Source organism: Hymenobacter properus (genome assembly GCF_015694735.1).
GTDB lineage: Bacteria > Bacteroidota > Bacteroidia > Cytophagales > Hymenobacteraceae > Hymenobacter > Hymenobacter properus.
In genome coordinates this window covers 329487-352307 of record NZ_JADQDP010000004.1, presented here as the reverse complement: position 1 = coordinate 352307, position 22821 = coordinate 329487, and the positions used below count along the sequence as shown (strand labels likewise).

The 22821-nt window shown below is 61.6% G+C and carries 23 protein-coding genes and 1 tRNA gene; 15 read left to right on the top strand and 9 right to left on the bottom strand.

Translation table 11 applies throughout. The features are described from left to right. Positions 1 to 90 precede the first annotated feature (90 nt). Positions 91 to 163, bottom strand: a tRNA-Gln gene (locus I2I01_RS18040). Positions 164 to 438: 275 nt separating this feature from the next. Here I2I01_RS18040 and atpD point away from each other — a divergent pair. The 8 genes from atpD (at position 439) to I2I01_RS18000 (ending at position 8280) form a co-directional block, all read left to right on the top strand. Continuing rightward, a complete protein-coding gene (gene atpD, locus I2I01_RS18035) occupies positions 439 to 1944 on the top strand; it encodes a F0F1 ATP synthase subunit beta (RefSeq protein ID WP_196287897.1) in 1506 nt (501 codons plus the stop codon). Positions 1945 to 2047: 103 nt separating this feature from the next. Further along, complete coding sequence (atpC, locus tag I2I01_RS18030) at positions 2048 to 2296, top strand: ATP synthase F1 subunit epsilon (RefSeq protein WP_196287896.1); 249 nt, start codon at positions 2048 to 2050, stop codon at positions 2294 to 2296. 140 nt (positions 2297 to 2436) lie between these two features. Next, a complete protein-coding gene (locus I2I01_RS18025) occupies positions 2437 to 3510 on the top strand; it encodes an AI-2E family transporter (RefSeq protein ID WP_196287895.1) in 1074 nt (357 codons plus the stop codon). 42 nt (positions 3511 to 3552) lie between these two features. Beyond that, complete coding sequence (locus tag I2I01_RS18020; RefSeq protein WP_196287894.1) at positions 3553 to 4683, top strand: trans-sulfuration enzyme family protein; 1131 nt, start codon at positions 3553 to 3555, stop codon at positions 4681 to 4683. A gap of 109 nt (positions 4684 to 4792) precedes the next feature. Next, complete coding sequence (locus I2I01_RS18015) at positions 4793 to 5530, top strand: ThuA domain-containing protein (protein WP_196287893.1); 738 nt, start codon at positions 4793 to 4795, stop codon at positions 5528 to 5530. Positions 5531 to 5718: 188 nt separating this feature from the next. Continuing rightward, on the top strand, positions 5719 to 6684 hold the full coding sequence (locus I2I01_RS18010) for a DoxX-like family protein (protein ID WP_196287892.1): 966 nt from the start codon (positions 5719 to 5721) through the stop codon (positions 6682 to 6684). 15 nt (positions 6685 to 6699) lie between these two features. Then, the gene (locus tag I2I01_RS18005) at positions 6700 to 7380 is read left to right on the top strand and encodes a DUF4166 domain-containing protein (RefSeq protein ID WP_196287891.1); all 681 of its coding nucleotides are present in this window, start codon (positions 6700 to 6702) and stop codon (positions 7378 to 7380) included. Between the two features lie 153 nt (positions 7381 to 7533). Continuing rightward, positions 7534 to 8280: a fatty acid desaturase gene (locus I2I01_RS18000; RefSeq protein WP_196287890.1), complete on the top strand. Its 747-nt coding sequence runs from the start codon at positions 7534 to 7536 to the stop codon at positions 8278 to 8280. An 84-nt stretch (positions 8281 to 8364) separates the two neighbouring features. Here I2I01_RS18000 and I2I01_RS17995 read toward each other — a convergent pair whose 3' ends face one another. Further along, positions 8365 to 8967 (bottom strand): hypothetical protein, encoded by a 603-nt coding sequence (locus I2I01_RS17995; protein ID WP_196287889.1) that lies wholly within the window; start codon positions 8965 to 8967, stop codon positions 8365 to 8367. A gap of 358 nt (positions 8968 to 9325) precedes the next feature. Between I2I01_RS17995 and I2I01_RS17990 the strand changes: the two genes are divergently transcribed. The 6 genes from I2I01_RS17990 (at position 9326) to I2I01_RS17965 (ending at position 15291) form a co-directional block, all read left to right on the top strand. After that, on the top strand, positions 9326 to 10360 hold the full coding sequence (locus I2I01_RS17990; RefSeq protein WP_196287888.1) for a quinone-dependent dihydroorotate dehydrogenase: 1035 nt from the start codon (positions 9326 to 9328) through the stop codon (positions 10358 to 10360). A 368-nt stretch (positions 10361 to 10728) separates the two neighbouring features. Then, positions 10729 to 10965: a hypothetical protein gene (locus tag I2I01_RS17985; protein WP_196287887.1), complete on the top strand. Its 237-nt coding sequence runs from the start codon at positions 10729 to 10731 to the stop codon at positions 10963 to 10965. Positions 10966 to 11034: 69 nt separating this feature from the next. After that, complete coding sequence (locus tag I2I01_RS17980) at positions 11035 to 12015, top strand: aspartate carbamoyltransferase catalytic subunit (RefSeq protein WP_196287886.1); 981 nt, start codon at positions 11035 to 11037, stop codon at positions 12013 to 12015. 98 nt (positions 12016 to 12113) lie between these two features. Beyond that, the gene (locus I2I01_RS17975) at positions 12114 to 13391 is read left to right on the top strand and encodes a dihydroorotase (RefSeq protein WP_196287885.1); all 1278 of its coding nucleotides are present in this window, start codon (positions 12114 to 12116) and stop codon (positions 13389 to 13391) included. Positions 13392 to 13522: 131 nt separating this feature from the next. Next, the gene (gene purE, locus I2I01_RS17970; RefSeq protein ID WP_211538025.1) at positions 13523 to 14050 is read left to right on the top strand and encodes a 5-(carboxyamino)imidazole ribonucleotide mutase; all 528 of its coding nucleotides are present in this window, start codon (positions 13523 to 13525) and stop codon (positions 14048 to 14050) included. Between the two features lie 17 nt (positions 14051 to 14067). Beyond that, positions 14068 to 15291 carry a 5-(carboxyamino)imidazole ribonucleotide synthase gene (locus I2I01_RS17965; protein WP_211538024.1) on the top strand — a complete coding sequence of 408 codons (1224 nt, stop codon included), beginning with the start codon at positions 14068 to 14070 and terminating at the stop codon, positions 15289 to 15291. A gap of 49 nt (positions 15292 to 15340) precedes the next feature. Here the strand turns inward: I2I01_RS17965 and I2I01_RS17960 are convergent, their stop codons facing one another. From I2I01_RS17960 to I2I01_RS17945, 4 genes are all read right to left on the bottom strand, one after another. Continuing rightward, positions 15341 to 15664 carry a DUF1294 domain-containing protein gene (locus I2I01_RS17960; RefSeq protein ID WP_211538023.1) on the bottom strand — a complete coding sequence of 108 codons (324 nt, stop codon included), beginning with the start codon at positions 15662 to 15664 and terminating at the stop codon, positions 15341 to 15343. A 74-nt stretch (positions 15665 to 15738) separates the two neighbouring features. Then, positions 15739 to 16908, bottom strand: coding sequence for a DegT/DnrJ/EryC1/StrS family aminotransferase (locus I2I01_RS17955; protein WP_196287884.1), 1170 nt, complete (start codon positions 16906 to 16908; stop codon positions 15739 to 15741). 154 nt (positions 16909 to 17062) lie between these two features. Beyond that, on the bottom strand, positions 17063 to 17755 hold the full coding sequence (locus I2I01_RS17950) for an acetyltransferase (RefSeq protein WP_196287883.1): 693 nt from the start codon (positions 17753 to 17755) through the stop codon (positions 17063 to 17065). Between the two features lie 9 nt (positions 17756 to 17764). Next, the gene (locus I2I01_RS17945) at positions 17765 to 18433 is read right to left on the bottom strand and encodes a sugar transferase (RefSeq protein ID WP_196287882.1); all 669 of its coding nucleotides are present in this window, start codon (positions 18431 to 18433) and stop codon (positions 17765 to 17767) included. Between the two features lie 101 nt (positions 18434 to 18534). Here I2I01_RS17945 and ispE point away from each other — a divergent pair, with 101 nt between their 5' ends. Next, positions 18535 to 19356 carry a 4-(cytidine 5'-diphospho)-2-C-methyl-D-erythritol kinase gene (ispE, locus tag I2I01_RS17940; RefSeq protein WP_196287881.1) on the top strand — a complete coding sequence of 274 codons (822 nt, stop codon included), beginning with the start codon at positions 18535 to 18537 and terminating at the stop codon, positions 19354 to 19356. Here ispE and I2I01_RS17935 read toward each other — a convergent pair. From I2I01_RS17935 to tgt, 3 genes are all read right to left on the bottom strand, one after another. Then, complete coding sequence (locus I2I01_RS17935) at positions 19353 to 20300, bottom strand: DMT family transporter (protein ID WP_211538022.1); 948 nt, start codon at positions 20298 to 20300, stop codon at positions 19353 to 19355. The genes ispE and I2I01_RS17935 overlap by 4 nt on opposite strands. 103 nt (positions 20301 to 20403) lie before the next feature. Further along, positions 20404 to 21483 carry an LptF/LptG family permease gene (locus I2I01_RS17930; RefSeq protein ID WP_196287879.1) on the bottom strand — a complete coding sequence of 360 codons (1080 nt, stop codon included), beginning with the start codon at positions 21481 to 21483 and terminating at the stop codon, positions 20404 to 20406. A gap of 139 nt (positions 21484 to 21622) precedes the next feature. Next, a complete protein-coding gene (gene tgt, locus I2I01_RS17925) occupies positions 21623 to 22753 on the bottom strand; it encodes a tRNA guanosine(34) transglycosylase Tgt (RefSeq protein ID WP_196287878.1) in 1131 nt (376 codons plus the stop codon). Between the last annotated feature and the right edge of the window lie 68 nt (positions 22754 to 22821).

Sequence of the window (22821 nt, the reverse complement as noted above, 5' to 3'; positions counted from 1 at the left end):
AAAACAGGGCAGAGCGAAAAAGCGAAAGGCGCTGACCTCTCCGGGAAGTGGAGAAGCCAGCGCCTTTCGTTTGCTATGCGAGCGGTGTCGTTGTCCGACCAGGGCTCGAACCTGGACTTTCTTGAATCAAAATCAAGCGTGTTGCCGGTTACACCATCGGACAATTTCCCAGCGGGCTACGTGCCGTTTGGGAGTGCAAAGGTAGGAAGGGAATAATTCAGCGCAAGGTTTCGCTGAAAAATTTTTGCAAGAAAAAGGCCAGCCGAGGGGCTGGGAAATTGCCTCGTAGCGGTTTTTGCCTGATTTTCATAGGCTAACAAGCCAAAATAAATTCTTGGCTGGCGCCGGCTGCTGCAAACGTTAGGGTTGGAAAAGCGGCGCTCCTGCCGTAATTTTGCGGCCTGAAAAACTGCATAACTTCATCATAAATACAACCAAATGGCCAATACCGGCAAAATCACTCAGGTCATCGGCCCCGTCGTTGACGTGAGCTTCGCGGGCGAGAACACGAAGCTGCCCAACATCCTCGACGCCCTCGAAGTCACGAAAGACAACGGCCAAGTGGTAATTCTGGAATGCCAGCAGCACTTGGGCGAGGACCGGGTGCGGACCATCGCCATGGACTCGACCGAGGGCCTGACCCGCGGTGCTGAAGTGCGCGACATGGGTGCTCCCATCTCGATGCCCACTGGCGACGGCGTGAAAGGCCGCCTTTTCAACGTGATTGGCCAGGCCATCGACGGCATTCAGCAGCCCAAGAGCGACGGCGGCCTGCCCATCCACCGCAACGCCCCGGCGTTCGAGGACTTGGCTACCTCGTCGGAAGTATTCTTCACCGGCATCAAGGTAATCGACTTGCTCGCTCCTTATGTAAAAGGTGGTAAAATTGGTTTGTTCGGTGGTGCCGGTGTAGGCAAAACCGTACTGATTCAGGAGCTTATCAACAACGTAGCTAAGGCTTACGAAGGTCTGTCGGTGTTTGCCGGTGTAGGCGAGCGTACCCGCGAGGGCAACGACTTGCTGCGCGAATTCATCGAAGCCAACATCATCCGCTACGGCGAAGCCTTCAAGCACTCGATGGAAGAAGGCGGCTGGGACCTCTCGAAAGTGGACCTCGCCGAGATGGAGAAGTCGCAGGCCACCCTCGTGTTCGGCCAGATGAACGAGCCCCCCGGAGCCCGCGCCCGCGTGGCCCTGTCGGGTCTGACCATCGCCGAGAGCTTCCGCGACGGCGATGGCACCGGCGCCGGCCGCGACATCCTGTTCTTCATCGACAACATTTTCCGCTTCACGCAGGCGGGTTCGGAAGTATCGGCTCTGCTGGGCCGTATGCCTTCGGCCGTAGGTTACCAGCCCACGCTGGCCACCGAAATGGGTGCCATGCAGGAGCGCATCACCTCGACCAAGCGCGGCTCTATCACCTCGGTGCAGGCCGTGTATGTGCCGGCCGATGACTTGACTGACCCGGCTCCGGCCAACACCTTCGCTCACTTGGACGCTACGACGGTACTGAGCCGCAAAATCGCCGAGCTGGGCATCTACCCGGCCGTGGACCCGCTGGACTCGACCTCGCGCATCCTGTCGGCCGACGTGCTGGGTGCTGAGCACTACAACACCGCTCAGCGCGTGAAAGAGCTGCTCCAGCGCTACAAGGAACTGCAAGACATCATCGCCATCCTTGGCATGGACGAACTCTCCGAAGAGGACAAGCAGGTAGTAAACCGCGCCCGTCGCGTGCAGCGCTTCCTGTCGCAGCCCTTCTTCGTGGCCGAGCAGTTCACCGGCCTGCAAGGCGTGCTCGTTGACATCAAAGACACCATCAAGGGCTTCAACGAAATCATCGACGGCAAGTACGACCACCTGCCCGAGGCTGCCTTCAACCTGGTGGGCACCATCGAAGATGCTGCTGCCAAAGGTGAGCGTCTGATGGCTGAAGCCAAGTAGTTTTAGTTGTCAGTTGCTGGTTGTCAGTTGTTAGTTTGTTCTAACGGCTGACAGCCAGCCGCTGAAGCCTAACAACTGACAACGAACAACTGACAACTAAAAAATGCATTTAGAAATCATCACCCCCGACCGCAAGGTTTTCGAAGGCGAAGTGTCGTCGGCCCAGTTTCCGGGTGCCGATGGCTCGTTTGAAGTGCTGAACAACCACGCGCCGCTCATTGCGGCCCTCCGGGCTGGCGACGTAACGCTGACCGGTGGCGCGGGTGGCCGTGAGGTTATCCGCATCGAAGGCGGCGTGGTGGAAGTGCTGCGCAACAACGTCATCGTGCTGGCCGAAGGCGCTTTGGCGTAAGCGCCGGCCGCATTTAGCAAGCCAACTGCTATAAAAGCCGCTCCTGTTTGACAGGAGTGGCTTTTTTTGTGCCCGATTACGGGCCGAACGGCAGATTAGCCGTATAGGCAGATACTGCTGTCGCGCTTAACCACTTTCTGATGAAAAAACCGATAAACGACCCTTTCATTGCCGTCGAGAACATTTACACGCCCCGGCAACGCTACGTGCTGCTTGTGGCTTCTCTGCTGGCGCTGGCGGGGCTGATGCTGTTTGGGCTGGCGCAGTATCTGACGTCGTTTCTGGCGGCGGGCATTCTGTTTGTGGTATTTCGCCCGTGGTGGGTGGCGCTAGTGCACGCCCGCCGCTGGAACCGCCGGCTCGTGACGATAGGGATTTTGCTGGTGACGGTGGTGGTGCTGGTGATTCCGTTTTATGCCCTCAGCTCGCTGCTGCTCGACCGGCTGATTGCCTTCGCCCAGAACCCCGAGCAAATTCTGGAGGTGGTGCACAAAGTGGAGCGGGCCGTGGGCTTTAAAATAGCCGAGCAGCTGAACGTGCGGCAGCTGCTGCTGCAAGGCGGCGCCAAAGTGAGCGGCTGGCTGCCTACGCTGGCCAGCAGCGCGCTCAATTTTCTGGTCATCGTGGGCTTGATGCTGTTCACGATGTACTACATGTTTATGCAGGAAACCTACTTCCTGCTGGGGCTGCACCGCTACCTGCCGTTCCGCAACGAAACCTTGCAGGAGCTGGGCGAATCGCTGAAAAACAACGTGAACGCTAACGTGCTGGGGCAGGTGCTGGTGGCCTTGGTGCAAAGCATTCTGACGGGGCTCACGCTATGGATTTTTGGCGTGCCCGATGCGTTGTTCTGGGGCGTGGTGGCGTTTTTTATGGCGTTTTTGCCGGTGCTGGGCACGCCTTTGGTGTGGGGGCCGGCGGCGCTGTACCAGTTTTCACAGGGGCACAACGGGCAGGCCATCGGCATTCTGCTGGTGGGCTTCATTCTGATAATCAACATCGATAACCTATTGCGCATCATGCTGGCCAAGCGCATGGGCGACATTCACCCGCTCGTTACGCTGGTGGGCCTGGTGCTGGGCGTGGAAATTTTTGGGCTTATCGGACTGGTGGTGGGGCCGCTGCTGGTGTCTTACTTCCTGGTGCTGATGGAGGTGTTCCGGCGCGAAAACCGGGCGCACAAGGCCGCGCAGGCCGATAGCAGCAAAGCGTAGCCGGCGCGACCTTTGCATTCTATTCCCAGCTTTCCCACCCTCATGAACCAGCCCAACATTCAGCCCAAAATCACGCCCATCTACCAAACCTCCGTTTTCAAGTTTGAAGACCTTGATGCCGTGCAGCGGTACTTCGACGAGCCCGGTAGCCGCTACCTGTACTCGCGCAACGGCAACCCCAACTCCGACGAGCTGGCCGAGGCCGTGAGCCACTGGGAAGGCGGCGCGGGCGCCGTGGCCACGGGCTCGGGCATGGCGGCCATTTTTGCAGCGCTGCTGACGTACTGCCAGGCCGGCGACCACGTGCTGTGCGCGGCCGACATCTACGGCGGCTCGGCGGCGCTGCTGAACCTGGAACTCTCGCGGCTGGGCATCAGCGTGAGCTACGTGCCGTTTGAAGACCTGTACGACCTAGCAGCTTACGTACGGCCCACTACCAAGCTGCTGCTCTGCGAAACCATGAGCAACCCGCTGCTGCGTGTGGTCGACCTGCGGGCGGCGGCGGCCGAATGCCACCGCCACGGCATCAAATTGGTGGTCGATAACACATTTGCGACCCCCGTTCTCACCCGGCCGCTGGCGCTTGGGGCTGATATGGTGCTGCACAGCGTGACCAAGTACCTGGCCGGTCACTCCGACGTGACGGCCGGCGCTGTGGTGGCCGGCACGGCCGAAGACGCCGCTCGCCTGCGCCAAATCGGTACCGTATTTGGGCTCACGCTGAGCCCCATGGAAAGCTGGCTGAGTGTGCGCGGCCTCAAAACCCTGCGCCTGCGCGTGGCCGCGCACAGCCACAACGCCCAGCAGATTGCCGAGTTTCTGGAGGTGCACCCGGCTGTGGAAGCGGTGTACTACCCGGGGCTGCCCACCCACCCGCAGCACGCGCTGGCGGTGGTGCAGGGCCACGGTCTGTTTAGTGGCATGATGTCGATTCGGCTGGCCGATGATGCCGCGGTAGTAAACCGGTTTATGCAGCGGAGCCAGCGGTTTCCGTTTGCGCCGTCGCTGGCGGGCGTGGATTCGTCGTGCTCGCACCCGCTCTACACTTCACACCGGGCCCTGACGGATGCGCAGCGCGCGGAGCTGGGCATTACCGTGGGGCTGGTGCGGCTGAGTGTCGGCATTGAGCCGGTGGAGGAGCTGCTGGCCGATTTGGCGCAGGCGCTGGATTGAGTTGGGTCGGGCCTGGCAAGCGTAAGTTGACCGTAGCTAGGTGCGGTGCGTATGCCGGTTGGTGGAGGAGCTATGTGTTGCGCGACGAAACTTTTAAGCCTCTTGTGCTATGAATGCCACCTGGGTTCTCGTGCTATTTGCAGGGTTTCTGCTCGGCTGCCGGGAGAAGCCGGCGCCCACGCCAGAGGTGGCCGCGCCGCCGGCCGTGCTGGTTTTCTCAAAGACGAATGGCTTTCGCCATGCCTCCATAGGCACGGGCATTGAAGCTATTCGGCAGCTGGGCAGGGAGAATAAGTTTCGGGTGGATACGACCACCAATGCCAACAAATTCCGGCTTGATACGCTGCGGAAATACCAGGCTGTGGTTTTTCTGAGCACCACGCAGGATGTGCTGGATGCTACCCAGCAAACGGCTTTTGAGCAGTATATCCGGCTGGGCCGGGGCTTTGTGGGCATTCACGCGGCCACCGATACGGAATACAGCTGGCCGTGGTACAACGGCCTGGTGGGAGCGTATTTCGACGGGCACCCGGCTGTGCAGCAAGCCACCGTGCGCGTGACCGACAAAACCCACATTGCCTCCAATTTCCTGCCTGATAATTGGGTGCGCACCGATGAGTGGTACAACTTCCGCAATATGGTGCCCGGCCTGCACGTGTTGGCTACGCTGGATGAAACCACCTACACCGGCGGCACCAACGGGGCTACGCACCCCATTGCCTGGTACCACAGCTACGACGGGGGGCGGGCTTTCTATACCGCCGGCGGCCACACCGACGACAGCTTCCGCGAGCCTTTGTTTGTGCGGCATTTGCTGGGCGGCATCCGGTATGCCATGGGGCAGTAGGAGTTGGTTTGGCGGCAGTTCAGCGAGGCATTTGAGGCTACAAAAGCCGACAGATGCGGAATTGTTTGCCTTTCGTTTTCGCCGGATGAATAAGCGGAAATCTACAGCATAAAAAAACGCCTCGGGTAGCTGGTTTTCTTGGTTTTTCGGTGCTAATCCACTGGCTGGTATGTACCTTCATAAGACCAATGAAGAGGCCCTCGATTTACGTAGAAACCCGCATCCGCAGCAGCATGGAGCAGCTGTGGGCGCACACTCAGCGGCCCGAGCTACACCAGCAGTGGGATTTGCGCTTCACCGAGATTGAGTACCTGCCCCGCGCCTCCGAAGCCGTGCCGCAGCAGTTTCTCTACGCCACGCGCATCGGGTTTGGGCTAGGGGTGGCTGGCTGCGGCGAAAGCCTGGGCACTCGAGAGAAAAACGGAGAGCGTACGTCGGTGCTCAAGTTTTGGTCCGATGAAAAGGTGTCGTTGATTCGGGAAGGGGCAGGCTTCTGGAAGTACGTGCCCACTGACGACGGCCTGCGGTTTTTCACGCGCTACGACTACCAAACGCGCTTTGGCGTGGCAGGCGAGTGGCTCGACCGGCTGGCGTTTCGGCCGCTCATCGGCTGGGCCACGGCCTGGAGCTTCGACAGCCTGCGGCTGTGGCTGGAACAGGGGCAGCGCCCGGCCGTGTCGCGGGCGCTGGGGCTGATAATGGCGCTGGTCCGCTTCACGCTGGGCTTCGTGTGGATATACCAAGGTGTGGTGCCCAAGCTGCTCTTCCCGGATACTGGCGAGCTGCGCATCTTGCAAGGCGCGGGTTTTTCGGCCGGAACCGCACACGGAGTAGCGGCGGCCGTGGGCGTGGGTGAAATTCTATTTGGATTGCTATTCTGGCTGCTGCCGATGGACAAACTGCGGCCGGTTTACTGGCTCAACATGTTGGGGTTGCTGGTGCTGGGCGCTGGGGCGCTTTTTAGCCAACCGGCGGTGTTTGTGGCGCCCTTCAACCCGCTCACGCTGAACCTGGCGTTGATGGCACTGGCCGCTGTGGCTCTGGCTATTCCGGTAGAATTGGTGCCCAGTGCCACGCGCTGCCTGCGCCGCCCGCCCGAGGGCGCCCGCACGGCCGATAAAATGCTGCAGGAAGCACCTGCGGCCGTTGCCTGATTATTCTTCCCAGTCATGCCTTCCATTTATCAACAGCAGCTCGGGGCTGATTTTGCGAAGCTCCACCCGCGCATTCAGGAGCGGCTGGCGTTTAGCAGCCACGACCACCGGGCCTTTGTGGGCGAGGGCGTGATGGAGTGCGTATGGCACGGGCCTTTTTTCACGCGGCCATTTTTGCGGGCGGGGCTGGGGCGCCAAATTACCTTTCCCGAAACCGGGCAAAACGTGCCCTTTCGCATCGAAAACTACGCCTACCTCGACCCACTGGGCCGCGAAACGGTGACTTGGATTCGGCGCTTCCACTTTCCGGAACATACCCGCTGCTTCGATGCGACGATGGTGCGCAGCGCCGCCCGCCAAACCATTGTCGATTACCTGGGCACGCACCAGCACGTAGCCGTCGACATTGCCATGGCCGTGACGGCGCGCGGCGGGCTGCGGCTGCGCGCCGGCGCCCAGCGTTTTCGGGAAGGGTGGGTAGCGTTTCGGCTGCCAAATGTGTTTGCTGCGCTGGCCGATGTGGAGGAATGGTACGACGAGGCGGCCGCCTGTTACCGCATCGAAGTAGTGGTGCGCAATCCGCTTATCGGCAAGCTGTTTGGCTACAATGGTTCGTTTCAATCCAGCTGGCGCGAGGTAGCGCCGGAACAGATTCCGGCGTACGCGCTGCCGCTGCGGTACGAGGCGCGGGAATGATATAAGATGTCATCCTGAGCGCAGCGAAGGACCTTCTCACGCCCAAACGACCAGCACTAGTGGCAAACGGCATGAACGTGAGAAGGTCCTTCGCTGCGCTCAGGATGACAGACGTATTCTCGCTGCGCATATTACCTCTCATTCCCCCTTCCCATGAAACTCGAACTAACTCCGACCCAGCGGCGCGTTGAGCTGGCCCGGCCTTGGGTATTGCTGGCGCTCTACATTGGGTTGGCGCTGGCTGGTTGGTGGTGGCTGGCCGTGCCGTTGGCCGCCGTGGTGTGCCTGGCCGCCTTTGTGATGATGCACGACGCCATGCACAACTCCCTGGGCTTGGCCAAGCCCGCCAACGAGCGAGTGCTCACCCTGGCCGGCCTGCTCATCCTCAAGAGCGGGCACGGCTTGCAGGTGACGCACCTGCGCCACCACGGCCGCTGCCTCACCGAGGCCGACCCCGAAGGCGCGCCCGCCACCTGGAGTTTCTCGCGAGTGCTGTGGCAGGGGCCCTGGCACACGCTGATGCTACGGCGCGAGTCGTTGCGCATCGCGCCCCACACGCGCCGCATTCAACTCATCGAAACCGGGCTGACGCTGGCATTGCTCCTCGCATTTGTGGCGCTGTACGCAGCTACGGGCTCTGTGGTAGGGTTGGTGTATTGGGGTGTGGCATTTGTAATGAGTGCCACCATGCCCATCTGGGCGTCGTACGTGCCGCACCACGTGTCGTCGCGCAATCCGGCGGCGCGCACGGCCGCCGCCCTGGCCCAGGCCTGGACGCCCATCACGGCCTCGTTTGCCTTTCACCACCTGCACCACCACTACCCGCGCGTGCCCACGGCCCTGCTCTACCGCGCCGCGGCCGAGCTGCCCCCGCCGCCCGAGGAAGAGCACCATCATTAAGAAAAAAGGCCCCTGTGCATGCACAGGGGCCTTTTAAATAAATAGCTTGGGACTGGAAGCGCCACAGGGCGCTGTGGCGACTCGTTAAAGCTTATCCGACACCGAGTCGGAAATCTGGCGGCCGGTGCGCAGCGCCTGGTACTCGGCCTGCTGCGCGCGGATGTTCACCTTATCATCAAATGAGAAGTTACTCCGTAGCTGGTCGTAACGCTCGTTGAGGCGACTGAGCACGGCCGAGGCAGTGGCCCAGTCACCGGCTTTCCAGCCCTGGCGGTCGTTGTGTACGCGGTCCATGAAACGGCTGTAAGCGTCGAGCAGGCCCGTCGTGGTGAGGGTAGAGACGGTGGTTTTCTTGCGCAGAAACGTGGTGACCTGGGCATCGGTAGCGGCCGTGGTGGGAGCTTCGGTGGCGGTGGTTGTGGCGGGCGTAGTGGTTTTGGAAGTGGTAGACGAGGGGGCCGTGCCCACCGGCACGTAAATGGTGCGGGTGGTGCGCCGAATGACCTTGCCGGTGGCCGGGTCCAGGTCTTCGGTTACTTCGGTTTGGGGTTGCATGCCGGGCGGCACTGTGGCGGGGGCCGGCGTGGTGGTTGTGGTGGTGGAAGGCTTTGAGGCCGGCGTGGTTTGCGCGGCCGCCGCCAGGGGCAGGGCCAGCAACAGGGCGGCGAGGGTGCGGAGATTGGTCATGGCAAAAAGAAGATGGATGCGCCTTTAACGGCAAACACCGTGCTACGGTGTGCCTTTTCAGGCCAGAGGCGTTGTGCTCGCGGCTGCGGAGGCCGTACTTTGGGGCCTTAAAGCCCTCTTTCTCATTAATTGCTTCTGGTGGTTCACGTTTTTTCGGGCGCCGACCAAAAGTGCTAATGGCCATCTGGCTAGGTGCTTGGTCGCTAAGCTTGGGCTTACAGGCTCCTTTCGCCTTTTAATCCAAACCCCTAAAGGGTCCCGCGCCAACGTCACCCCGACCGGCCCCGAGGAAACGCAGATTCACCACCTGGCCGAAGCCAGCCAATACCATCGGCTCAACACCGATTCCCTTTCGCACATGTACAAGGCCTTCGTCAAACCCGCCCTCTTTTCGCTCGATGCTGAGCGCGCCCACCACCTGGTGTTTGATAACCTGCGGCGGCTGGCCCGCCTGCCGGGGGCCAAAGCCATGCTCCAGGGCCTGTATGGCTTTCAGCACCCGAGCCTGGCCCGGGAGGTGTTCGGGTTGAAGTTCCCGAACCCGGTGGGCTTGGCGGCCGGATTGGATAAGAACGCAGTACTCACCGATGAACTCGCGACGCTGGGCTTTGGCTTTGTAGAAATTGGCACCGTGACGCCCCGGCCGCAAGCCGGCAACCCGCAGCCGCGCCTGTTCCGTCTCCCGCAGGACGAGGCCCTGGTGAACCGCATGGGCTTCAACAACGACGGCGCGGCGGCTGTGGCCGCGCGGCTGGCGCGGCGGCGCAACCGGCAGCTCATCATTGGCGGCAACATTGGCAAGAACAAGGACACGCCCAACGAGCGCGCCGCCGAGGACTATGTGGCCTGTTTTGATGCGCTGGCGGAGCAGGTCGACTATTTCGTGGTGAACGTAAGCTCGCCCAACACGCCCAACCTGCGCCAACTGCAGGAGAAAGAACCCCTGATAGACTTGTTGCAGCAGGTGCAGGAGCGCAACCTGCGCCGGGCCCAGCCGCGCCCCCTGCTCCTGAAAATAGCGCCGGACCTGACTGATTCGCAGCTCGACGACATTCTCGACATTGCCCGCGAAACCAAGCTCAGCGGGCTGGTGTCGACCAATACCACCATCAGCCGCGAGGGCCTGGCCACAGATGCCGGACAGGTGGCGGCGCTGGGAGCCGGGGGCCTGAGCGGACGGCCGCTGCGCGCGCGGGCCACCGAAGTCATTCGCTACCTGCACCGGCGCAGCCAGGGCGAACTGCCCATCATCGGCGCTGGCGGCATTCACTCGGCGGCCGATGCGCAGGAAAAGCTGGCCGCGGGCGCGTCGCTGGTGCAGCTCTACACGGGCTTTGTGTACGAAGGCCCGGCGCTCGTGAGCCGGATTAACAAAGCGTTGGCGCGGGGATAGCCGGGCGGGCGGGCTGCCTTGCCAAATCGTAGCGGGAATGCCGCTGAAACCGGCGCGTAAATGCCTTGAACGGGGCCGGCCAAAAACGAATCAGCCCCTAAGATACTGAGTAATACAGGGGCTGTTTGCTGTCGGAAAATAGTGGCCCGCCAGCCGATGCGGGCGAAATAAAGAGCCAAAGTTAAAGCCGATTGTGCTTGCAAAGCAATTGGTTACGCCCGCCATGATTTTTTCTGATGGCCGGAAGAATGACAAAGAGCGCGTGGTTTAGCCCGTTAGGCCGAAAATAAAATGTGAGGGAAAGGGCGCAAAAAAAACTTAACGTTACCCGTGAGTTGCCAGGCGTAACAATTCCGTAGTTTTGCGTCATGCTTCAACCAAAACACCAGTTGCTGAAGCGCGGGACCCTGCTCGGCCGGGAACCGCGCGAGGACCGGAAGGTCTTCGCCGCCGCCGGTTTTCCCGATTTTACCGCGGGTATTTCCGTTATTCTTTCTGCCTGTTGCCCCGCCACCGTTTCGGATTCCGAAACGGTTTTTTTATGCCCGTTGAGTTCGCCGGACGCCCATGGCAGAAGGCTGCTTCCTCTCCTGCATGCAGCATAAACGCTTCGAAAACAGCTAGTCTACTGCGTCTCTCTTTCTAACCATTTATACATTATCCTCCGCTTCGGTATGGCACGTAAAGACCTGCTCGACATCGCCTCGCTGCACCGTGAGGAAATCGAGTTTTTGCTCGACCAATCCACGTCTTTTAAAAAACTGTTCACCCGCTCGGTGAAAAAAATCCCGGCGCTTGAGGGCAAGTCGGTGCTCATGCTGTTCTACGAGGCCAGCACCCGCACGCACTCGTCGTTCGAGGTCGCGGCCAAGCGCCTCTCGGCTGAGGTCACGAACTTCAACGTCGACCACTCCTCCATCACCAAGGGCGAATCGGTCCGCGAAACCATTGAGACGCTGCAGGCCATGCGCACCGACTACATCGTGGTGCGCCACAGCCACTCCGGCCTGCCCGGCATGATTGCACGCCAAACCACGGCGGCAGTCATCAACGCCGGCGACGGGGCGCACGAGCACCCCACGCAGGCCCTGCTCGACGCCTTCACCATCAAGGAAAAATTCCCTGACCCCCGGGGCAAAAAAGTCCTCATCATCGGCGACATTCTGCACTCGCGGGTGGCGCGCTCCACCAGCACGCTGCTGCAAAAGCTGGGTGTGGAGGTGGCCTACCTCGGCCCGGGGTCGCTGGTGCCGAAGTACGTGCCGGCCAGCATCCCGCGCTTCACCGACTACGAGGTGGCCATGGCTTGGGGGCCCGATGTAGTGTACCTGCTCCGAGTACAGATGGAGCGCCAGGACGTACAGTTTTTCCCCAGCGTACGCGAATACCACCGCGTGTACGGCATCACCAACACCCGGCTGGCGGAAATCAGCGACCGGGGGATCTACATCATGCACCCTGGCCCCGTGAACCGGGGCGTGGAACTGTGCGACGCTGTGATGGACTACGAGCGCAGCCTCATCACCAACCAGGTTGAAAACGGCATATCCGTGCGCATGGCCGTGCTCGACTGGCTCACGCCGGGCGGCGATTTTCCAAAGCAGGAATCGTACGTGGCACCGCAACGCGCCAGCTCAACGGTGATAATGCCCTGAGCGCCGAACGTAGCGACTGACTTCACCTCTCAACTAAAATTCCCCAGAACCTTAGCCGGTTTACAGCAATTATTACTTTTTACAGCAATTATTACTTTATGATTCTCCTTCAAAACGCCCGCATTGCCTCCGAAACTTCACCCGAGCTTGTCGAGAGCGATGTTCTCATTGTCGAAGGAAAAATCCAGGACATCGGCCAAAACCTAACGGCTCCCAAAGGCGCCCGCGTCGTCGACGCGCGCGGCCGCATCCTGATGCCGGGCATGTTTGATGCCCACGTGCACTTCCGCGCCCCCGGCTTCGAGAATAAGGAAACCATTACCACGGGCAGCGAGGCGGCCATCAACGGCGGCGTGACCGGCGTGGTGATGATGCCCAATACCCGCCCGGCCCTCGATTCGGCCTCGGCGGTGGATGCGGTGCTCGAAAACGCGCGGCACCGCTCGCGCATCCCGGTTTACACGTCGGGCTGCGTGACGAAGAACCGCGAGGGCAAGGAACTAGCCGAAATCGAGGGCATGCGCGAGCTCGGGGTGAAAATGCTCACCGACGACGGCGACACCACGGCCGACCCGGCCGTGCTGCTGCGGGCCATGCAGTACGCCACCGAGTTTGGGATGTTTTTCGCCAGCCACTGCGAGGTGCCCGAGCTGGCCGGGCCGCGCGCCCTCAACGAAGGCGTGATGAGCTACCGGCTGGGCATCAAGGGCTCGCCGGCCTGTGCCGAGGAAATCATCATCGACCGCGACATTCGGCTGGCCCGAGCGGCGGGCGCGCACGTGCACATCCAGCACGTGTCGAGCAAGCTGGGCATGGAAACCATCCGCTGGTGGAAATCGCGCGGCGACGTGAAGGTGACGGCCGAAGTGGCCCCGCACCACCTGCTGTTCACCGATGAGCACATCGGCGACTATGACACCAACTACAAGATGAACCCGCCGCTGCGCACGCAGGCCGACTGCGACGCGCTGCTCGAAGGCCTCAAAGAAGGCGTCTTCGACCTCATTGCCACCGACCACGCGCCACACACACCGTTTGAGAAAGCCCAGGATTTCATCAACGCGCCCAACGGCATCACCGGCCTCGATACGGCTTTGGTGTCGCTCTACCATCACTTCGTGGAGCCCGGCAAATTTGGCTGGGACCTGGTAGTGAAGCGCTATTCGGCGGAGCCCCGCCGCCTGATGGGCCTGCCGGTGGCCGCCATCGAAGTGGGCCAGCCCGCCGATTGCGTCTTGTTCGATACCGAAGCGGAAACAACCTTCACGAAGGAATTTATGAAATCTAAATCCCAGAATACTCCCTTTATCAACCAGACGCTGAAAGGCCGGGTGGATATGGTGGTTTTAGGGACTGAGGTTCTGCTCGAACGCTAGAATAACTGAAAAAGAACGTCATGCTGAGCGCAGCTGAAGCATCTCTGCCGCGCAAATAATCCTTACGATTGAGCTTGCTGCTACAGTAGAAATGCTTCGACTGCGCTCAGCATGACGGCCAATTATTGTTTATGGATAATCATCCTACCTCCAACATTCCCAGCGCCGCCCCGGTCAAACCCCTAGTCGGCGTGGTGATGGGTTCCAGCAGCGACTGGGACACCATGCAGCACGCCGTGCAGATTCTCACGGATTTTGGCGTGGCGCACGAAGCACGCGTGGTGTCGGCCCACCGCATGCCCGACGACTTGTTTGCCTATGCCGAGCAGGCCGGCCCGCGCGGCTTGCAGGCCATCATAGCCGGTGCGGGTGGGGCGGCCCACCTGCCGGGCATGCTGGCTGCTAAAACCACAGTACCTGTGCTAGGGGTGCCGGTGGCTAGCCGGCACCTGCAGGGGGTCGACTCGCTGCACAGCATCGTGCAAATGCCCAAAGGCGTACCTGTGGCCACGTTTGCCATTGGCACGGCCGGGGCGGCCAATGCCGCGCTGTTCGCCGTCAGCCAATTGGCCCTGCACGACCCCGGCCTGGCGGCGAAGCTGCAGGCCTTTCGCGCCGCGCAAACCGAAGCCGCTCGCGCCATGACGCTGCCGGTATGAGCGATACAATGCAAGCCATGAGCCCAATTTACCCCGGCAGCACCGACGCTGCGGGCCAGCAAGCCACCCTGGGCGTGCTGGGCGGCGGGCAACTGGGCCGGATGTTTGTGCACGCTGCCCAGCGCCTGGGCTACTTCACCGCCGTGCTGGAGCCCGACGCGGAAAGCCCAGCCGGGCTGGTGAGCCACCACCACATCCGGACCGACTACGACGACCCGGCTGGCCTGGCGCAGCTCGCCCAGCTCTGTCAAGCCGTCACGACCGAGTTTGAAAACGTACCGGCCCAGGCCCTGCAAACGCTGGCACTGACCCGACCCGTGGCGCCGGGTGCGGCCGTGGTGGGCATTGCCCAAGACCGCATCGAGGAAAAAGCCCACTTTGTGGCCTGCGCCGACCAGTCGGGGGTGACCTGTGCACCTTATGCAGTGATTGAAACGCCGGCTCAACTGGAAGCCGTGCTGGCCGAGCGCGCCGATTTGCTGCCCGGGATTCTGAAAACCGCGCGCCTGGGCTACGACGGCAAGGGGCAGGTTCGCGTCCGGACCGCCGCAGAGCTGACGGCTGCCTGGGCAGAACTGGGCGGCGTGGCCTGCGTGCTGGAGAAGATGCTGCCGCTCACCGCCGAGTGCTCGGTGCTGGTGGTGCGCGGCTGGGATGGGCAGGTGGTCAGCTTCGCCCCGCAGCGCAACGTGCACGTCGAGGGGATTTTGGCCGTGACTTACGCCTACGAGGGCAATATGCCGCTCGCCTTGGCCACCCGGGCCCGCGAGGCGGCCGTTGCCATTGCGCAGCAGCTTGGCTACGTTGGGGTGCTGTGCGTGGAGTTTTTTGTGGTGGACGACGGCAGCGAGCACGGCGGCTTGGTGGTGAACGAGATGGCCCCGCGCCCGCACAACAGCGGCCACTACACCCTGGATGCCTGCGACGCCTCGCAGTTCGACCTGCAGGTGCATGCCATGGCCGGCTTGCCCTTGCCGCAGCCGCGCCAGCACTCCCCGGCCATTATGCTCAATCTGCTGGGCGAGGTATGGTTCGACGCCAGCGGCCAGCGGCATGAGCCGGACTGGTCGGCCGTGTTGCGCCTGCCAGGCACGCACCTGCACCTATACGGCAAGCTGCACGCCCGCCCTGGCCGCAAGATGGGCCACCTGACCATCACCGGTCCGGACGAGGCCAGTATCAAAGCCGTGGCCCGGCAGGCTGCTGAATTGCTTGGCTTGCCAGGCTTGGACGTTGACTAGCCGGTGTCCCGAGTGGCCAAAGCGGCCCGTATGCTGCCGTTGGGCGTACCTAAAACTGTGCCCATAAATAGGGCGCTGCGAAATAGAGCGCGGCCCCTTGCAGCAACGTTAGCACCAGGGTAACGCTCCAGAAGGCGGCTTTGCGATTTTTATGGTGCAGGAGCAATATGGCTGCCCAGGCACCCGGCGCCGCGCCCGGCAGCGTGGCCAGGTGAAGCGTTTTTTCAGCAATGCGCCGCTGGCTGCGTTGGGCTTTGCGCTTATCGATGGCAAAAAGCAGGAAGCACAAAACGTTGAAAAACAACAAGAAAATTAAGAGTATTTTCATGGTGTAGGCGGCCCTACCTGAGTAGCTGTTTAAGATTTCAGCCAAATGAACCGCTCTTTTTGTCGGTCAGACTAATTGAGTAAACGCGGGGTTTCAAGATGCGTGGGTAGTGCTGGTGGCTACCCCAGCGCCTCCGTCAGCGCTTCTTTCACGCGGCGTAGTTCGCCCTCGCCCATAGCCGTGCCGCTGGGTAGGCATAGGCCACGGGCAAAGAGGTCGGCGCACACATCGCCGCCGTACCGGGGCGCGTCGGCAAAGAGCGGCTGCAGGTGCAGGGGCTTCCAGAGCGGCCGGCTTTCGATGTTGCGCGTTTCGAGGTGCAGGCGCAGGGTTTCGGGGGTGAGGGCGCGGGCTAGGGCACCGTCAGTGTTTGGGTCGGCGGGGTTAATCAGGATGGTGGTGAGCCAGCGGTTGGAGCGGCTGCCGGCCGGCTCCGGCGCCGGGGCCACCGCGATGCCGGGCAGCGCAGCGAGGTGCTCGCAGTACCAGGCAAATATTTCGCGGCGGCGCTTCACACGCTCAGGCAGCAGCTCCATCTGGCCGCGGCCGATGCCGGCCAGGATGTTGCTGAGGCGGTAGTTGTAGCCCAGCTGCGAGTGCTGGTAGTAGGGCGCATCGTCTTTGGCCTGGGTGGCCAGGAAACGGGCTTTTTCGGCCAGCACCCGGTCGTAGGTAACGAGGGCGCCGCCGCCGCTGGTCGTCAGAATCTTGTTGCCGTTAAACGAAAACACGCCCACCCGCCCGAAGCCACCCAGCGGCTGCTGCTGCCACTCCGAGCCCAGCGCCTCGGCTGCATCTTCGAGGATGGGAATGTCAAATTCTTGCGCCACGGCCAGGACTTCCGGCAGTTTCGCGGGCATTCCGTACAAGTGCACCAGGATAAGGGCCTTGGGTTTTTTGCCCTTGGCCAGGCGGTCTACAATGGCTTCGCGCAGGCGCTCGGGGCAGAGGTTCCAGGTGTCGGGCTCGCTGTCGATGAACACCGGGGTGGCGCCGAGGTACACTACGGGGTTGGCCGTGGCCACGAAGGTGAACGAGGGGCACAGCACTTCATCGCCCGGTCCCACGCCCAGCAAAATCAAGCCCAGGTGAATGGCTGCCGTGCCCGAGCTCAGGGCCACGCAGTACGGCACACCCACCGCCGCGCAGATGTCGGCCTCAAACCCCGCCAGGTTGGGCCCGGCCGGCGCTACCCAGTTGTCCTCCACGGCTTTGTGCACGTAGTTGAGCTCGTGCCGGCCGAGGTGGGGAGGGGAGAGGTAAAGACGGTCGTAGTCCTGGCTGCGCAATTTGAGTTAAGAGTTAGTTGAAGGTAGGGTTTGAGGAAGTAGGCTGTCATCCTGAGCGCAGCGAAGGCCCTTATCACGTCAGCAGTTTGTGATTACTGCGAATCTTTCAGCCGCGATAAGGTCCTTCGCTGCGCTCAGGATGACAGGTATATTTTCACGGGTTGCTAACTCTTAACTCTCTCGCGGGTACACCCACGGCTGTCACCCCAGCCGGCAGGTCGCGCACCACCACGGCGCCGGCGCCCACGGTACTGCCCGCGCCCACGGCCACGCCTTGTATCACCGTGGCGTTGGCGCCGAGGTAGCAGCCAGCGCCCAGCTGCACCGCGCCGCTCACGTTGGCGTGGGGCATGAGGGAGCAGAAATCGGCCAGCACGGCATCATGGCCTACGGTGCAGCCCAGGTTGAGCAGCACGAAGCGGCCCAACGAAATATCGCAGGTGAGCAGGCAGCCCTGCTGAATGATGCAGCCCTCGCCCATGGTGATGCGCTGGTAGGTGGCGGGTTCGGCCTGAGGGTGCACCAGCGGCGGGAAAGTGAGTTTGTCGGAGGTGAGGCGGCTTACCACGGCGGCCCGGCCGGCCGAACTGCCCACGGCCACGGCCACCGCCAGGGGCTCGGCGGTGGCGTTGAGGTCGGCGGCGGTGCCGAGGTAGGGGAGGCCGGCCACGGTGGGCGTGGCGGGCGGCTGGTCGTCGTAGAAGCCGCGCACGTCCCAAATGGGATGTGCGGCGTTGAGCTGCCGCAGCAGCAGCAGCACCTCGCGCCCCAGCCCACCGGCCCCAAAAATGACGAGCGGCGCGCCGGTTTCTTCGGCTTCGTATTCGGAAAAAAACAGAGAGGTCATAGGCGTCGTCTACGAAGAAACGGATGGGGGCGGACTACCCCGGAAGGCGGTGGTGGTGGCCTGCCCGGGCGCCGTGATGCCGCTGCCGCGCAGCACGCGCCCGGCCGTGCGCCACAAAATGGCCAGGTCGAGCCGCCAGCTCAGGTGGTCGACGTACCACACGTCGTAGGCAAATTTCTCTTCCCAGCTGATGGCGTTGCGGCCGTTCACCTGCGCCCAGCCGGTGAGGCCGGGCCGCACCTCGTGGCGCCGGGCCTGGGTGGGCGAGTACAGCGGCAAGTACTCGGGCAGCAGCGGGCGCGGGCCCACCAGGCTCAGGTCGCCGCGCACGATGTTCCAGAGTTGGGGCAATTCGTCGAGCGAGGTGGCGCGCAGCCAGCGTCCCAGTCGGGGCAGGCGCTCGGCGTCGGGTAGCAGGTGGCCAGCGGCGTCGCGCGCATCGGTCATGGTTTGCAGCTTGTAGAGCGTGAACAGCCGCCCGTGCAAGCCCGGCCGCTGCTGCCGAAACAGCCAGCGCCCGCGGTTCTGGGCCGCTGCCAGCGCCGCCGCGCCCGCCAGCAGCGGCAGCGTGAGCAGCAGCAGCGGCGCGGCCAGCGCGAGGTCGAGCAGGCGTTTGCCGCAGCGGGCGTAGAAGGAGTTTTGAGCGTTAAGGGTTGAATGTTGAGTTGCCTCAGCCATAAACAAAGGTAGGACTCGGTACTTTGTGGCCGGAACGGGGGCGTATTGAGGTTTCAAAACAGAACTCAACCCTCAACCCTCAAAACTCAACCCTCTCAAGGATGCTCGTTTTTCCAAACGCCAAACTCAACCTCGGCCTCTACATAACTCAGCGTCGGCCCGACGGCTTCCATACCCTTGAGTCCGTATTCGTGCCCCTGCCCTGGACCGACGCGTTGGAAATGCTGCCCGCCGCGCCCGGCCAAGCCACCAGCATCACACTCACCGGCCGCCCCATCCCCGGCGACCCGGCCACCAACCTCTGCCTGCGGGCCTATGAGTTGCTGCGGGCCGATTTTCCGCAGCTGCCTCCAGTACAGTTGTATCTGCACAAAATCGTGCCCATCGGTGCCGGCCTGGGCGGCGGCTCGGCCGATGCCGCTTTTGCGTTAAAGGCAGCAAATGACTTGTTTGGTTTGAATCTTTCGGCCGAGACTTTAGAAAGCTACGCCCGCCGCCTGGGCTCCGACTGCGCCTTCTTCATTCGCAACAAGCCCGTGTTAGCCGCGGAGAAGGGCGATGTATTCGAAGAAATTGAGTTGAAGCTGAGCGGCACGGCCTGCGTGGTGGTATACCCTAATCTGCACATCAGCACAGCCGAAGCGTACGGCCGCATTGTACCCCAGTCGCCTAGATTTGCGCTACGCGAAGCTCTGGCCAAGCCTATGAGTACCTGGCGCGAAACCGTGAGCAACGATTTCGAAACGGCCCTCACGCCGGCGCACCCGGTGCTGGCTGAAATCAAGCAGCAGCTCTATGCCGCAGGGGCTACCTATGCGAGCTTATCGGGTTCGGGCTCGGCCGTGTATGGCTTGTGGGAAACCGGCGAGCCGGCATCGGTAGCGTGGCCGAGTGCACATACCGTGTGGCAGGGCAGGCTCTAAACCGGCATGGCTGGCTCCAAATCGGGCTCTTTATCCTTCATTAGCCTCGCCACCAACGGATGAATGAGCACACTGAGTACGATGAGCAGCGTGCCTACATAGAAGCCCGTACTCATGCGCTCCCCGTTGAATTGCGGCGCGTGCAGCAGGCCTTTGGTGTGCAGCCAGTAGATGCCGGCCGCCATGCCAATGCCGTACACCGGCTCCAGGTTGATGGTCAGGTTCACGGCGAAAGGGGAGAGGCGCTTCATCAATTCAACCGAGGTGGAGAAGGCATAGACCGTGCACACGCCGGCCAGCAAACCCAGCCACAGCCAGTCGTAGCCGTGCCAGGCCAGCTGCAGTCCCCGGCCCTGCGTGAAGTAGTGGCTATAGAGAGGGAAAAACAGCACGATGCTGAGGCAAGCCCCCAGCATCTCGTAAAATGTGAGCCGCAGCGGGGGATGCTGCTTGATGAGCTTGGAGTTCAGTACACTGAACAGCGCCGACAAACCCGCAGACAACACCGCCACGCCCAGGCCCAGCAGCTGGTCCAGCTCGGCTTGGCTCACCAAATACAGCCCCACCATCGTAATGAGGCCCAGCCCCACCTCGTAGCCGCGCACCCGGCGCCAGAGCAGCAGCGGCTCCAGCAGCGAAGTCCACAAGGCCAGCGTGGCCAGCCCGGCCAAACAAACGCTCACCGACGACAGCCGCGCCGCAAGGAAAAAGGTAATCCAGTGCGTGGCCACCAGCGCGCCCACCGCCAGCAGCCGCAACACCTGCCCCGTTGGCACACGCCAGGGCATGCGTCGGGCCACCAGCAGCACGGCAAGCCCGGTAGCCGCCAGTAGCGTGCGCCAAAACACCAACTCCACCGACGGCAAACTCAGCAGCTTGCCCAAAATGGCCGTGAAGCCCCACAGGAGCACAATAAAATGAAGCTTGAGGTAGTCTCTTAGCAAGGGTAGGAGGGTATGGGGGTGGGAGGGTAGGAGTTGAAAGGGTGAGGATGGTAGAAACGCAATCAACTCTTGCCCTCCTACCCCCATACCCTCCTACCCTAAATTACTTCGGCACGTACCGGTACAACGCCAGGCCGATGATGCTGAACACTGTGGTGGGCACCCAGGCCGCCACCAGCGGCGAAAGGCTGCCCACCTGCGCCAGGTTGCGGCTCAGCATCACAAAAATGATGAAAATGAACGCCAGCACGAAGCCCAGGGCAATCTGCCCGCCCACGCCGGCGCGTGACTTTCGGGCGCTCAAAATGACACCAATCAACGTGAGCACCACAATGGCGAAGGGGTAGGAATACCGCTCGTATTTGTCGCTGAGGTAAATCTGCGTGTCGTCGGCCCCGCGTTCAATCTTGGTGCGAATAAAGGCGTTGAGCTCCGGCAGCGTCAGGGTTTCGGCAATTTTATAATTGCTGGCGAAATCCTTCGGGAAGAGGTTCAGCGTGGTGTCGCGGGCGGGGATGGTTTGCAGAGTTTCGTCCTGCGCGCCGCGGAAGGTGCGCACCAACTGCGGCGACAAATGCCACACGTGCTTGGTCGAATCCCAGTTGATAGCATCGGCCGTCATGCGGCGGCGCAGGATGGTGCCGTCCACGGTTTCGAGTGCAAAGCGAAAGCCCACGTTGCTCGTGTTGTCGTAGCTTTCCATGTACACGTAGCTTTTCGGGCCAATCTTGATGTGCACGTTGCGCCCCTGAAACCGGTACGGCAGCTTGATATACGCCCGCTCAAATGCCACGCGCGACTTGCTGCCCACCGGCAGCACCCAGCCAATCAGCCCAAATATCAGCAGCCCCACCACCGAGCCGCCCAGCGCATAGGGCAGCATCAGCCGCTTAAAACTCACTCCACTGGCCAGAATGGCCACAATCTCGGTGCGCGCCGCCAACTGCGCCGTCACGAATACCACGGCAATGAAAATGGTAATCGGCGACAGCAGATTGGCGAAATAGGGAAACAGGTAGATGTAGTAGCCGAAAATAATTTGCCCCATCGACAAATTATGCTGGATGAAGTCGTCGTTTTTCTCCGTGAAATCAATCACGCAAATCACCGACACGAGAATCACCACCGAGAAGAAAAACGCGGAGAGAAATTTCTTGATGATGTATTTGTCGAGGATGTTCATTCTGGGGATATTACGATTAGAACGTCATGCTGAGCGCAGCCGAAGCATCTCGTGTGCTGAAGTAATTAATTGCATTGCGCACGCGAGATGCTTCGGCTGCGCTCAGCATGACGGCCTTTTATTATTCTACAGTATCGTTCTACAAACGTGTCATCACCTGCTTCACCATGCGCTCCTTCCAGGGGCCAAACGTGCCGGCCAGGATTTCCTTGCGCGCCTCCTTCACCAGCCACAGGTAGAAGGCCAGGTTGTGGGCCGAGGCGATTTGCGGCCCCAGCATCTCCTTGCTCTGGAAAAGGTGGCGAACGTAGGAGCGGCTGTAGAACGTGCTGGCGTGCCCACCCAGTTCGGGGTCGAGGGGCGAGAAGTCGGTTTCCCACTTCTTGTTGGTGATGTTCACGATGCCTTGCGTTGTGAAGAGCATGCCGTTGCGGGCATTGCGGGTGGGCATCACGCAGTCAAACATGTCCACGCCCAGGGCAATGTTTTCCAGAATGTTGGCCGGCGTGCCCACGCCCATCAGGTAGCGCGGCTTGTCCTTGGGCAGGATGTCGCACACCAGCTCGGTCATCTCATACATCAGCTCGGCCGGCTCGCCCACGCTCAACCCGCCAATGGCATTGCCGGCCCGGCCCTGCTCGGCAATAAACTCAGCCGACTTGATGCGCAGGTCTTTGAATGTGCTGCCCTGCACAATCGGGAAAAGGTTCTGCTCGTAGCCGTAGAGGCCCTCGGTGCTGTCGAAACGCTGAATGCAGCGTTTCAGCCAGCGGTGCGTCATCTCCAGGGAGCGAGCGGCGTAGTCGTACTCACACGGCCAGGGCGTGCACTCGTCAAACGCCATAATAATGTCGGCCCCAATGACGCGCTGAATGTCCATCACGCCCTCGGGCGAGAACAAGTGCTGGCTGCCATCCACGTGCGAGCGAAATTTCACGCCTTCTTCCTTAATCTTCCGGGTGTTGCTCAGCGAATACACCTGGTAGCCGCCCGAGTCCGTCAGAATGGGCCGGTCCCAACCGTTGAATTTATGCAGGCCGCCGGCCGCCTTTAGCACATCGAGGCCCGGCCGTAGGTAGAGGTGGTAGGTGTTGCCTAGAATAATCTGAGCGTTGATGTCGGTTTTCAGGGTTTGCTGCGACACCGCTTTCACGGTGCCGGCCGTGCCCACAGGCATGAAAATGGGCGTTTCAATCGTGCCGTGCGCCGTTTCGAGGCGGCCGGCGCGGGCTTTGGTGGCGGAATCCTGAGCGAGAAGGTCGAAGGTCATGCGGGCTGAACGGTCATTGGACATCTGTCATCCTGAGCGCAGCGAAGGACCTGCTCACCGCTGAATAG